Source organism: Nocardia sp. SSK8, assembly GCF_037034205.1.
Classification (GTDB): Bacteria; Actinomycetota; Actinomycetes; order Mycobacteriales; family Mycobacteriaceae; genus Nocardia.
On sequence record NZ_JBAGKD010000001.1, the window covers coordinates 552,851 to 565,192 of the forward strand.

13 protein-coding genes are annotated in these 12,342 nt (G+C 70.6%); 9 read left to right on the top strand and 4 right to left on the bottom strand.

The features are described 5' to 3' along the window. Positions 1-25: 25 nt before the first annotated feature. Positions 26-889: a GNAT family N-acetyltransferase gene (locus WA675_RS02525; protein ID WP_336081511.1), complete on the top strand. Its 864-nt coding sequence runs from the start codon at positions 26-28 to the stop codon at positions 887-889. Positions 890-951: 62 nt separating this feature from the next. Next, complete coding sequence (locus tag WA675_RS02530; protein ID WP_336081512.1) at positions 952-2,742, top strand: penicillin-binding transpeptidase domain-containing protein; 1,791 nt, start codon at positions 952-954, stop codon at positions 2,740-2,742. Here the strand turns inward: WA675_RS02530 and WA675_RS02535 are convergent. Together WA675_RS02535 and WA675_RS02540 are read right to left on the bottom strand one after the other, a co-directional pair. Beyond that, entirely contained in the window at positions 2,736-2,975 is a 240-nt protein-coding gene (locus WA675_RS02535; protein WP_336081513.1) for a hypothetical protein, read from the bottom strand. The two genes, WA675_RS02530 and WA675_RS02535, sit on opposite strands and share 7 nt — an antisense overlap. 222 nt (positions 2,976-3,197) lie before the next feature. Further along, positions 3,198-3,695, bottom strand: coding sequence for a peroxynitrite isomerase (locus WA675_RS02540; RefSeq protein ID WP_336081515.1), 498 nt, complete (start codon positions 3,693-3,695; stop codon positions 3,198-3,200). Between the two features lie 156 nt (positions 3,696-3,851). Between WA675_RS02540 and WA675_RS02545 the strand changes: the two genes are divergently transcribed. The 3 genes from WA675_RS02545 (at position 3,852) to WA675_RS02555 (ending at position 6,921) form a co-directional block, all read left to right on the top strand. Then, positions 3,852-5,156, top strand: a complete 1,305-nt coding sequence (locus WA675_RS02545) for a TIGR03118 family protein (protein WP_336081851.1) — start codon at positions 3,852-3,854, stop codon at positions 5,154-5,156. A gap of 199 nt (positions 5,157-5,355) precedes the next feature. After that, positions 5,356-5,820, top strand: a complete 465-nt coding sequence (locus WA675_RS02550; RefSeq protein ID WP_336081517.1) for a hypothetical protein — start codon at positions 5,356-5,358, stop codon at positions 5,818-5,820. A 51-nt stretch (positions 5,821-5,871) separates the two neighbouring features. Beyond that, positions 5,872-6,921: a thioesterase domain-containing protein gene (locus WA675_RS02555; protein WP_336081518.1), complete on the top strand. Its 1,050-nt coding sequence runs from the start codon at positions 5,872-5,874 to the stop codon at positions 6,919-6,921. Between the two features lie 25 nt (positions 6,922-6,946). Here WA675_RS02555 and WA675_RS02560 read toward each other — a convergent pair whose 3' ends face one another. After that, positions 6,947-7,825 carry a helix-turn-helix domain-containing protein gene (locus WA675_RS02560; protein ID WP_336081520.1) on the bottom strand — a complete coding sequence of 293 codons (879 nt, stop codon included), beginning with the start codon at positions 7,823-7,825 and terminating at the stop codon, positions 6,947-6,949. 427 nt (positions 7,826-8,252) lie between these two features. On the opposite strand from WA675_RS02560, the gene WA675_RS02565 reads away from it, so the two are divergent. Next, on the top strand, positions 8,253-8,612 hold the full coding sequence (locus tag WA675_RS02565; RefSeq protein ID WP_336081852.1) for a DUF4254 domain-containing protein: 360 nt from the start codon (positions 8,253-8,255) through the stop codon (positions 8,610-8,612). Between the two features lie 8 nt (positions 8,613-8,620). Here WA675_RS02565 and WA675_RS02570 read toward each other — a convergent pair whose 3' ends face one another. Then, positions 8,621-9,334 (bottom strand): GntR family transcriptional regulator, encoded by a 714-nt coding sequence (locus tag WA675_RS02570; protein ID WP_336081521.1) that lies wholly within the window; start codon positions 9,332-9,334, stop codon positions 8,621-8,623. Positions 9,335-9,431: 97 nt separating this feature from the next. Here WA675_RS02570 and WA675_RS02575 point away from each other — a divergent pair, with 97 nt between their 5' ends. From WA675_RS02575 to WA675_RS02585, 3 genes are read left to right on the top strand one after another with little or no spacing between them, the layout of a single operon-like run. After that, positions 9,432-10,559, top strand: a complete 1,128-nt coding sequence (locus tag WA675_RS02575) for a TIGR03364 family FAD-dependent oxidoreductase (protein ID WP_336081523.1) — start codon at positions 9,432-9,434, stop codon at positions 10,557-10,559. An 8-nt stretch (positions 10,560-10,567) separates the two neighbouring features. Beyond that, positions 10,568-11,248 carry a phosphonatase-like hydrolase gene (locus WA675_RS02580; protein WP_336081525.1) on the top strand — a complete coding sequence of 227 codons (681 nt, stop codon included), beginning with the start codon at positions 10,568-10,570 and terminating at the stop codon, positions 11,246-11,248. Between the two features lie 38 nt (positions 11,249-11,286). Further along, positions 11,287-12,333, top strand: coding sequence for a 2-aminoethylphosphonate ABC transporter substrate-binding protein (locus tag WA675_RS02585; RefSeq protein ID WP_442945536.1), 1,047 nt, complete (start codon positions 11,287-11,289; stop codon positions 12,331-12,333). The last annotated feature ends 9 nt before the right edge of the window (positions 12,334-12,342 follow it).

Genomic DNA, 12,342 nt, shown 5'->3' on the forward strand with positions numbered 1-12,342 from the left:
ACGGCTTTCGTGGCAGGCTGGTCCCGTGCGGAGTCTGCTGGAGCCGACGCGACGGTCCAAAACCGCCCCCGCGCGCCCGGTATCCGTCCGGGACCTGGGCGAAGTACTCCGTGTGCTCGATGCCGACCCGGTCGCCTCGTGCATGATCGCCGCGCGGGTCCAGGAGTTCGGTCTGGACGCGCGTTCGGGGTCCGGCGAGCTGTGGAGCCGCGGTGGTCCCGCGGATTCGCTGTGCTTCTCCGGTGCGAACCTGGTCCCGCTGCGCGGTGACCAGCAGGCCATCCGGGCCTTCGCCGACCGGGCGGTGCGCTGGCCGCGGGTGTGTTCCTCGGTGGTCGGCAGGCAGGAACTCACGCTGCCGCTGTGGGAGCTGCTGCTGCCCGCCTGGGGTCCGGCCAGGGAACTGCGGGCCGCCCAGCCGCTGCTCGCGCTGGCCCAGCCCGCGGTGGCGCGGGCCGACGGGCGGGTGCGCCGGGTGCGGCCCGATGAGATCGACCGCTATCTGGTCGCCGCCATCGCCATGTTCATCGAGGAGGTCGGCGTCGACCCGCGCGCGGGCGACGGCGGGCGCGGCTATCGCCGCCGGATCCAGAGCCTGATCGAATCGGGCCGGGCCTGGGCGCGTTTCGAGGACGGCGTGGTGGTCTACAAGGCCGAGATCGGCTCGCTCTCGCGGCGCACCGGGCAGATCCAGGGCGTGTGGGTGCATCCCGACTTCCGCGGCGCGGGCGTGGGTACCTCGGGCACGGCGACGGTCGCCAATGCCGTTGTCGCGACCGGACGTACGGCGAGCCTGTATGTCAACGACTACAACTGCATCGCCCGACGTGCCTACAGCCGTGTGGGTTTCCGGCAGATCGCCACCTTCGCCACCGTGCTCGTCGACTGAACAGCTGTGCCCCGCGGTGTCTTCCGGGGTTTGCGGGCCGGTCGCCGTTACCATCGGTGCTGATGAGGACACGGATGCTCACCACGTACGCGGTGGCCGCCCTCGCGGTGGCGGCGACCGCCTGTGTGTCGGGTCCGCAGGGCCCGGTGCCCGCCGCCGACGCCTTCGCCACCGCCTTCGCCGAGCACGATCTGAGCGCGGCCGCCGAACTCACCACCGCGCCCGAGAAGGCCACGGCGGCACTGACTTCGGCATGGGACGCGCTCCAGGCGGAGAAGCTGCGGATCCGCACCGGCGACGCGCGCGTCAGCGGCGACACCGCCACCGTCGACTACACCTACGAGTGGACCCTGCCCAAGGGCAGGCAGTGGACCTACACCGGGGAACTGCAGATGGGCCGCAGCGGCGGTCGCTGGCTGGTGCGCTGGACGTCCACCGACATCCACCCCCGCCTCGGTGACACGCAGACCCTGGAACTGCGCACCTCGCCCGCGCCGCGCGCGCGGGTCAACGAGTCGGCGGGCAGCGATGTGCTGGTGCCCGGCAAGGTGTCCCGGGTGCGGTTCACCCTGGCCGACGCTCCCGACCCGACCCGCGTCGCCGGGGCGCTGTCCGCGGCCCTGAGCAGTATCGATCCGGTCGCCTACACCCCGCAGAACATCCTGCGCGCCGCGCGCTCGGCCGACGGCGCCTACACCGTCGTGCTGCTCTCCGAGTACGAGGCCGAGACGCTCGGTGGCAGGCTGATCGGGTTGCCCGGGGTCACGCTGACCCAGGAGTGGGACATGGTGCCCACCGACCGCAAGTTCGCGCCGGACCTGCTCACCCAGGTGCGCAAGACGGTGATCGCCGAGGTCGACGGCAAGGCGGGCTGGAGCGTGGTCACCCGCAATGCCAACGGCGCCGATCTCGGGGTGCTGCACGAGGTCGCCGCCCAGCCCGCGCCGTCGTTCGCGCTCAGCATCGACCGGTTCGTGCAGAACTCCGCCCAGCACGCGGTGGATCTGCGGACCGAGCAGACCATGATGGTGGTGCTGCGCCCGTCCACCGGCGCGATCCTCGCCGTCGCCCAGAACAAGGCCGCCGACCGCGACGGCCCGGTCGCCACCAGCGGGCAGTACCCGCCGGGCTCGATCTTCAAGACGGTGACCGCCTCGGCCGCCATGGCCAAGGGCATCGCCACCCCCGACACCGTGCTGCCGTGCCCGAGCCGCACCACCATCGGTGAGCGCACCATCCCGAACTACAACCTGTTCACCGTCGGGGACGTGCCCATGGCCACCGCCTACGAGCGTTCCTGCAACACCACCTTCGCCCGGCTGGCCAGCCGCCTCGACGGCGACGACCTCACCGAGGCGGCCCTGCGGCTCGGCATCGGCCAGGACTACCGGGTGGCGGGTCTGCCCACCATGTCCGGCTCGGTGCCGCAGGCCGACGAACTGGTGCAGCGCGCCGAGGACGGCATCGGGCAGGGCCGGGTGGTGGTGAGCCCGTTCGGGATGGCGGTGATGGCCGCGACGGTGGCGCACGGCTCGGCGCCGGTGCCGTATCTCATCGCGGGCAGGCCCACCGAGATCACCGGGGAGCGGCCCGCCATCGACCCGGAGGTGGTCGACGGGCTGCGCGCGATGATGCGCAAGGTGGTCACCGGCGGTACGGCCGAACGGATCCGGGATCAGGGCGAGGTGTACGGCAAGACCGGCGAGGCCGAGGTGGAGGGCGGCTCGCACTCGTGGTTCGTCGGGTATCGCGGCGATATCGCCTTCGCGACACTGCTGGTCAAGGGCGGTAGTTCGGACAACGCGGTCGCGGTCACCCGCGACATGTTCGCCGCGTTGCCGCCGGGCTACTGACCCGGCAGCGCGGCGGTGGTACCGGGTCCGCCGACGTTTTCGGTCGCCAGCAGGCCCCGCAGCACCGCGAGCGAGGTGCTCTCGTTGTGCGCCGTGGCCGTGTTGTGCAGCACGTGATACCCCGCGACGGGCTGCGGCGCGGCCTCGATACCGGGGTCGTCGAGCAGGTCGATGGCGGCGGCACCGCCGAGAATCATTCCCGCGGTGGTCAGGATCAGGGTGGAACGCCTCATGCTTCGTCTCCCTCGTTCAGGGTTTCGACGTTTGTTCGTGCGGGGGCAGCCATTCGAACGTAGAACGGCCACAACGGCGGCAACAGACGGCATCGGTAAGCGACACACAATTGTTGCGTTATGTGCGGGCGTGTTCGAACACAACCGGTACCGGACCGTGATGAAAAGCTGAATTACCGGAATCCGAAGTGTGAACGCGCAGCTCAGTGGGTATGCCAGCAATCAGGTGCGTTGCAGAGTCGCGCTGAGATGATGCTGCAGGGATTCCCCGACGGCGGCCATCCGCACGGTGTAGTCGATGGTGTCGCCGGTCACGTGGAATGAGCGGCCGAGGGCGGTCACCGATTTCGCCGATCCGCTCAGCCCGATATTCGTCGAGTTCAATTCCAGGCGAATTCCGTCGACCGTTTCGGTGATGGTCCCCTCGCAGATCTCGGTGATCCCGGTGGGGTGCGCGAGAACCAGTTCCACCCGGCCCGGCGCCGGGCAGCGCAGGTAGCCGGTCTCGGCGTGCAGCGGCCTGCCGTCGTCGGCGGCCGAGGTGCGCTGGCGGTAGGTGAGGAACGGTTTGCCGATGTGGCCGAAGGCGACTTCCTCCAGATAGTCGAACGCGTCGATCGTCGGGTACTCGCCGTGCCCGCGCCCGCGCCAGGTCCCCAGCAGCGGAGCCAGGGCGGCGACGGCGGGATGGGGGGCCACGGAGGCGGAGGGTTCGACCACGGGCGACAGCCTAGACCCGCACGCGCACAGACGGTCACGCCCACGCCGGGACGCCGGTCAGGCTAAGGTCAGCCACGCCTGAACGCCGTCCGGCGGAGGTCGAAAGGATAGAACGTGAACGGACATGTGAGGGGCGCCCGCGGGGTGCGGTCCGGACTGGTACGTGGTGCCGTGTTCGGTGCGGTGCTCCTGGTGGCGACGGCGTGCTCGAGCTCGGAGGCGGCCACCGGCTCGGTCACCGCGCTGGCGGGCAACCGCTACAGCCAGACCAACCTGGCCGCCGACAAGGACTCCTATCACGCCCAGTTCACCATTCCGGAGATGGTCGACGCCTGGGGCCTGGCCAACCGGCCCAAGGGCGCGGGCGGGCACTTCTGGGTCGGCGCGGGCGGCAAGTCCTTCCAGTTCCTCGGCGACGTGCACAGCTCCTCGGATCCCAAGCTGCAGAAGCTGACCCAGGACCAGCTGAAGTCGGTCGGCATCCCCGGCGCCGACGCCGACACCTCGGACAAGAGCGCGGGCAAGACCACCGGCGTGGTGTTCAACCCGGCACCGATCACCTCGGACTTGTTCGTCGTGCGCGATCAGTGGGTGGACCTCGACGGCCTGCCGATCCCGCTGACCGGCTCGGCCCGGTTCATCTTCGCCACCGACTCGGGCAAGATCTCGGCCTGGACCGAGCAGGCGCCCGACGGCGCGATCATCCGCCGCGACGGCGGCGCCAACCAGGTGTTCGACGGCTCCGCGCAGGGCATGGCCTTCTTCGGTCTTGCGCTCTCGCCCGCCGGGGACAAGCTGCTGGCCGCCGATTTCGGCGAGGACCCGCAGATCCGCACCTTCGACAAGTTCTGGCAGCCGGTCGCCACCACCGGCTTCGCCAACCCCTTCGCCACCGGCGAGCTGATCGACCCCTCGACCCCGGAGAAGGGCAAGAAGGCCGTCCCGGGTGACCCGGCGCCGTTCAACATCACCACCCTCGGCAGCCGGGTGTTCGTGTCCTACGCGGTGACCACGCCCGACGCCAAGGACGCGACCGCCTTCGACAAGGGCGAGGAGGACGCGCTCGACGCGGATGCCGAGAAGTCCGCCGACGGCAAGCCGGACCGGGGCAAGGTCGCCGAATTCGACGCCGCGGGCAAGCTGGTGCGCATCATCGACGACGGCGGCAGGCTCAACGCGCCGTGGGGTGTCGCGATCGCGCCGTCGAACTTCGGCGCGTTGTCGGGCAAGTTGCTGATCGGCAACTTCGGCGGTCTCGGCCGCGTGCTCGCCTTCGACGACACCACCGGCACCTTCGCCGACTACCTGCGCGACGGCGAGGCGGAGCCGGTGGAGATCGCCGGGCTGTGGGCGCTGCTGTTCGGCAACGGCGAGAGCCTCGGCGACGCGAACGCACTGTATTTCACCGCCGGTCCCGAGGACGAGAAGCAGGGCCTGTTCGGCAGCCTGCGGGTGCAGTAGGACCGCGGGCGGGCGCCCGGCGGCGGAGGCGGACAATCCGAATGTCCGGTATGGCAATTCTTCCGCCGGGGCCCGTCATCGGGGACAGTGGGTGGCGGGATGATTGCCGGACGCGCGCGACCGCGTGGCGTCTGCCGCGTTCTGCCGCACGCGATGGCACCCTTACCGGGGTGTTGTGCCCGATCCGGAGGTAGGCCAGATGAAGGTTTCGCATCCTGTACGGCAGCGCGCGGCGGCTCCCACGATGCTGCCCTGTCGCTCGGCGTTGCTCGCGGCGTTGCGGGGATTGCCCCACGACGATCATCCGATCCTGGACGCGGCCGGTGAACTCGCCGTGCTGCACCAGGTACGGGAACGGACGCCCGCCAGTGAGGTGGGCGCGATCGATCGCCGCCGCGCCCAGCTCATGCGCGCGATCGACCGCTGGGTGATCCTGGCCGCGCCGGTGCCCCCGGCCGCCGCCGACGAGCACTGCGAGACCCTGGGCGGCCTGGTCGACCGGCTGGCCCGGCACAGCAGCCAGGCCTTCGTCGAGCTGGCCTGCGCCCCCGATGCGGTCTTCTACGACGAGTGGGTGCGGCTCGAAGACCTCGCCGACAGCTACCAGCTGCTCGTCGACGATCTCTGGGCCGGGGTGCGCAGTCTGCCCGCGCACACCTACTGACCCCCCGGAATCGGTGGGGCGACCGAGGTTTCGTACGACGTATCATTTGGCGTGGGCATTCACGACGATCCGTACGGCACCTCGGCCGCTCCCGCGTGCGCGTGGCCTGCCGAATCCTGCCCGCCGGTCCCGGATCCGGACGCCGCACGTGCCGGATCCGCCGCGCTCGCGCCGGTCCTGCCCCTCCGCCCGCACGGCAGCCGTGTCGACGGGGTCCCGCTGTTCTGTGTCTCCGGTGAGGCGGGTCCGGCCTGGTCTTTCGCACACCTGATCACCGAACTCGACGCGCGCACCCCCGTCTACGGCCTGCAGTCGGTACCCGGTGCCGACGGCACCCTCGCCGACATCGTCGCGGGCTTCCTCGCCGAGATCCATCGGATCGCCCCGGCGGGACCCTGCCGGTTGCTCGGCTGGTCGGCGGGTGGCTTCGTCGCCCACGAACTCGCGGTCGCGCTGCACGAGGCGGGCCGGGACGTCTCCGTGATGCTGCTGGCCACCGACCCGGCCACCTGCGCCGACCCACCGCCCGCCGCGTGGACGGTGGGGGAGTACATCCACCGATTCGGCGCGCTGCTTGGCCTCGACACCGGCGCCGGGATGTTGGATGTGCCGCGGGGCGACGACGCCGCCACCGCGGGCTTCGAGGCGCCAGCAGTGGACTTCGGCGCCGACACGGCGGGTCTCGAGGCCGCGGCGATGGCCTTCGACACGGATATCGCGGGCTATGGCGGGGCGAACGCGGCCCTCGCCGCGGACGCGGCGGCTGCGGCATTGACGGCCGTGCTGGCGGGCACCGTCGACTTCACCGGACCCGACCTGGATCTCCTCGCCGATGCGAGCCACGCCGCACTGCGGCGGGTGGCGGGCCACCGGCCGTCGCTGCTGCCGGGTGACCTGACTGTCTGCGTGGCGGGCCGGAACGGCGACGGGACCGACATCGCCGATCCCGGTGCGGCCGTGCGGAACTGGCGGCCGTACGCGACCGGGACGGTGACCGGAATCCTGCTCGACGCCACCCCGGCGGAGCTGCTCGGCCCGGAACTGTCCGGCGAGATCGCCCGGGCGCTCGAGTCCACCCCGCCCGCGGCGAGAACCATCTGACCCGGTGCGCCGCACCGTCTCCGGCTCAGAGGTCGGGGATCGACTTCGCCAGATCGTCGCGCGCCCGGGAGATCAGCGCCGCCGAGTCCCGCGGGCTCAGCGCCATGGCCCGCAGCTGGTCGAAGATGACGCCGAAGCGGCGGATCTCGGAATGCCCCTCGACGAGGTCGTGCACCGACATGCTCTCCACGTACACCAGTTCGGGATCGACCGGATTGCGGAAGTCGAGCAGGGTGAACGAGCCCGCCATGCCGGGGTGCGCGCCCGCGTCGAACGGCAGCACCTGCAGGATCACGTTCTTGCGCTTGGTCTCGTCGAGCAGCCGGTCGAGCTGGCCGACCATCGTCGTCGGCCCGCCGACGACCCTGCGGATCGCGGCCTCGTCCATCACCACCCACAGCTCGAGCGGATCGTCCTTGGTGAGGTTGACCGCGCGATCCATCCGCGCCTGCGCCCTGCTCTCCATCACCGCGGCGTCGAGGCGCGGCATGGAGGTGTCGATCACGGCCGCGGCGTAGTCGAAGGTCTGCAGCAGGCCGGGCACCGTCGATGTCTGGTACTGCCTGGCCGACAGTGCCTCCGCCTCGAAATTGATGTAAGTGGCATAGACATCGGACAGCGCGCCCTCGTAGGCGTGCGACATGCCCGGCTTGAGCGCGTCGGAGAGCAGATTCAGCGCTTCCTCACGCACTCGCTCGGTGACCTGGTAGAGGTCGAGCATGGCGCTGAGCGTGCGCCGCTGCGGCCTGGCCTGCGCCATTTCGATGCGGTACAGCGTGGTCACGTTGATGCCGGTCCGTGCGCTGACGTCTTCTTTGCTCAGGCCCGCGCTTTCGCGTAACTCGCGCAACATGGCGGCGAGCCTGCGTAGCCTGACGGTGAGTGTCGTGCGCTTGCCTGCCATGGTTCCCCTTCTCCTGTGGCGCGCTTGGTGAATCGCATTATTGCGCCGGAGCGCCCCGATGTCACGCGATCGGCGGACACGGCAGGCATACCCGGATCGATGGTGGTCAGCGCGCCGCGCGACACGCCGGAACCCGGTGTGGCACTGCGGATGTGACCGGAGGTTCTGTCAGGGTGGCTTTACCGCAGGAGTGACAACGCAATCTTGCGTTTCCGCTTATGAGCGAGCATGATCCAGTTAGCCTGGTTGCGAGCAATCCGAACAGAAGACCGGGATAACCGAATCGAGAGCCAATCATGTTGGTACACAAATCTTGGGTGTCGGGTGAATTCGGGGCGTTGCGATGAGCGCGCCGGTGATGGGGGTACTGCCGACCGCGCCACAATTGTTGTGCGCATTCCAGGGCAGGCGTTTTCAGGATCGGGAATTGTTGCGTTCGGCGCACGCGCTGGCCGAACTGCACGAGCGGCGGGCACAGGTGCGTGACGCCGCGCTGATCGCGGAAATCGATTGCCGTCGAGGAGAACTCGTCGACGACATCAACGACTGGATCGTCGCTGAGATGCCGCTGCACCGCAACGGCGCCTCGCTGCACACCGAGAGCCTCGGTGCTGTCGTCGACCGGATGGCCCGCAGCTGGGTGGATGCCAACCAGGCCATCGACCTCGACGGCGCGCGCAGCGACACCACGCACAAGCACTGGTACCACCTCGCCGAGCTCGTCGACGGGTACACCGACCTGGTCACCGATGTCACCGGTGGCAGGCGGCGCTTGCCCGAGCAGTAGATCCCGCCTCAGCCGGGCTCCGGCGACAGCAGCGCCTCGAAGGCGACGCGGTCGCCACGGTAGAGCGAGCGCACCCGCTCGACGGGTGCGCCGTCGGCATCGACACTGCGTCGGTGCAGCAGCAACATCGGTAGGGCTGTGGTGCAGTCGAGCAGCCCCGCCTCCCTCGGTGCGGCCAGGACGGTTTCGATGCGTTCGCGCGCACCGGCGAGTTCGATGCCGGTCGCGCGGATCGCCGCGTACAGCGAGGTCGTCGGGTCGTAACTGGTACGCAGACCGGCGAATCGGTGCAGGGGCAGGTAGGTGCTCTCCAGGCCGATGCGTTCGCCGTCGGCGAGCAGCACGCGTTCCAGGTGCATCACCTCGGTGCCGGGTGTCAGCTCGAGGTCGGCCGCGGTCGCCGCGTCGGCCGCCACATTCTCCCACGCGACCAGGATGCGGCCGGGCGTGCGGCCGAGGCTGAGCGCGCCCTCGGTGTAGGAGCGCAGTGACAGCGGCTGGGTGAGCTTGGGCCGCGAGACGACGGTGCCCCGGCCCTGTCGCCGGATCCTGCCCTCCACCAGCAGTTCCCGCAGCGCCTGGCGCACGGTTTCACGCGCCACACCGAAGCGGGTGGCCAGCTCGCGTTCGGCGGGCACCGGGTCGCCCTCGGCGAGATCGGCCAGGATGGCGTCGATCTCGGTGCGAACCAGGAACACCTTGGGGATGCGCGGGGCTGCCATGGCACCCAGCGTACCCGGATTGGTCTATACCAAAAGTTAACCCAGCGTTCCCCCGGCACACACCTATCGGTCTAGACCATTTGCCACCATGGTCGGCATGCGATTGGTCATCATCGGTGGCGGAATACTCGGCACCGCGCACGCCTGGGCCGCGATCGGCCGGGGACACACGGTCATTCAGCTCGAACGCGAGCGGGAGGCGCGCGGGGCGACGGTCCGCAATTTCGGTCTGGTCTGGGTCTCCGGGCGTTCGGCGGACGAACTCGCGCTCACCCTGCGCGCGCGGGAACTGTGGGCCGAGATCGGCGGCCGGGTCGCCGGGGTCGGTTTCCGGCCCGCGGGTTCGATCACGCTGGTCCGCACGCACGCCGAGCTCGCGGTCGCCGAGGCCGCCGCGGCGGGCCCCACCGCGGCGGACCGGGGTTTCGCGCTGCTCGATCCCGACCAGGTCCGCGCGCTGAATCCCGCCCTGCGTGGCGATTTCCTCGCCGGGCTGCACTGTTCGGCCGACGCGGCGGTCGAGTCACGCCAGGCGCTGCCCGCGCTGCGCGCCCACATGGCCGCGACCGGCCGCTACACCTTCCACGAGGGCACCGAGGCCCGCACGGTGCGCGATACCGGTTCCGGTGCGGAGGTCCTCGACGACCACGGCCGCCGCCACGCGGCCGACCTGGTCGTGCACTGCCCCGGCGCCGCGCACTCCGGGCTCACCCGCGAACTGGCCGGTGAGCTGCCGGTGCGCCGGGTCCGGTTGCAGATGATGCAGACCGCCCCGCTCGGCGAACCCCTCACCACCGCGATCGCCGACGGCGACAGCTTCCGCTACTACCCGGGATACGCCGGGCCGCAGGTGGACGCGCTGACCGTCGAGCAGTCGCAGACCGCCACCGCCGCGGAGCACAAGATGCAGCTGCTGTGCGTGCAGCGGCTGCACGGCGGCCTGACCATCGGCGACACCCACGAATACACCGAACCGTTCGCCTTCGACGTCGACGAGGCGCCCTACGAGCACCTCACCGAGGTCACCGAGGCGCTGCTGGGCCGCGCGCTGCCGCCGGTCGTGCGGCGCTGGGCCGGTGTGTACAGCCAGAGCGTCGATCCCGGCACGCTGGTCACCCGGGTGCGCGCCGACAGCCACGTCTGGGTCGTCACCGGCCCCGGCGGGCGCGGCATGACCCTCGGCCCCGCGCTCGGCGAACAGACCGCCGACCTGATCGGACTGTGAGGAACACCATGCCGGACAACCGGATCCAGCTCGCCGTGCTCGATATGGCGGGCACCACCGTCGCCGACGGCGGCCTCGTGCTGCGCGCCTTCGAGCAGGCCGCCACCGCCGCCGGGATCGAGGCCGAGGGCCCGCGCCGCGAGCAGGCCCGCCGCTATGTGCTCGACACCATGGGCCAGTCCAAGATCGCGGTCTTCCGCGCGCTGCTCGGCGACGAGGTGGCCGCCCAGGCCGCCAACCACGCCTTCGAGGCCGCCTACGACGCGCTGATCACCGACACCGACATCGCGCCGATTCCCGGTGCGGCCGAGGCGATCACCGCCCTGCGCGACGCCGGGGTGCTGGTCGCGCTGACCACCGGCTTCAGCCGCGGCACCCAGGACGCCCTGCTCGCCGCCCTCGGCTGGACCGACCTGGCCGACCTCACCCTCGCCCCGTCCGACGCCGGGCGCGGCCGCCCCTACCCGGACCTGGTGCTCACCGCCGCTCTGCGCCTGGGCGTCGACGCGGTGGCGCGGATCGCCGTGCTGGGCGACACCACCAGCGATATCGCGACCGGCTTGGCCGCCGGTGCCGGGATCGTCGCGGGCACGCTGACCGGCGCGCACACCGAGGCACAGCTGCGCGCGGCCGGTGCCACCCATGTCCTGTCCTCCGTCGCCGAATTCCCCGCCCTGATCTCCGGCTGAGATCCCACGACCCCCTCGATTCGAAAGTTGTTGTCATCGTGCGTACTTCCCTCACCGCGCGCCGCCTGTCCCGGGCCGCGCTGCTGCTGGCCGGTGTCACCGCGGTCGCGTTCACCGCGGCCTGCGGCGGCACCGGCACCGAATCGGCCGACGGCCGGACCGTCACCGTGTACTCCGCCGACGGCGTCGGCGGCTGGTACAAGAACCGCTTCGCCGAGTTCACCGCGCGGACCGGGATCGCGGTGAACCTGGTCGAGGCCGGGTCCGGCGAGGTGGTGAACCGGGTGGACAAGGAACAGTCCAACCCGCAGGCCGACGTGGTCGTCACGCTGCCGCCGTTCATCCAGAAGGCCGAGCAGTCGGGCCTGCTGCAGCCCAGCGGCATCGACACCGCGGCCGTGCCCGCCGCCGACAAGGACCCCGACGGCAACTACGTCACCCTGGCCAACAACTACCTGTGCTTCATCGCCAACCCGGCGGTCGATTCCCGCGCGCTGACCTGGGATGACCTGCTGAAGCCGGAGTACAAGGGCAAGCTGCAGTACTCCACCCCCGGCCAGGCCGGGGACGGTACCGCGGTGCTGGTGCTGCTGCAGCAGCTGCGCGGCAAGCAGGGCGCGCTCGACTATCTGAAGGCGTTGCAGGTCAACAATGTCGGCCCGTCCTCCTCGACCGGCAAGCTGCAGGCCAAGGTCGACAAGGGCGAGCTGCTGATCGCCAACGGTGACGTGCAGATGAACCTCACCACCGTGCAGGAGAAGGGCTCGAAGTTCGACGTGTTCTTCCCCGCCGCCGACGGCAAGCGCGCCACCGTGCCGGTGCCGTATGTGATGGGCCTGGCCAAGGGTGCCCCGCACAAGGACGACGCCACCGAGCTCATGCGCTTCCTGCTCGCCCCCGAGGCGCAGAGCAAGCTCGGCCCGGAGGCGTTCGCGGTCTCGCCGCGCACCGATGTGGCCGCCCCGGCCGAGGGCGGTCCGGCCGCGGCGCTGCGTGGTGTCGAGGTGGTCGAGGTCGACTGGGACCGGGTCCTGGCCGAGCTGGACGCCGATCTCGCGGCGTACCAGCAGGCGACCGGTAGCTGAATCCGGCTG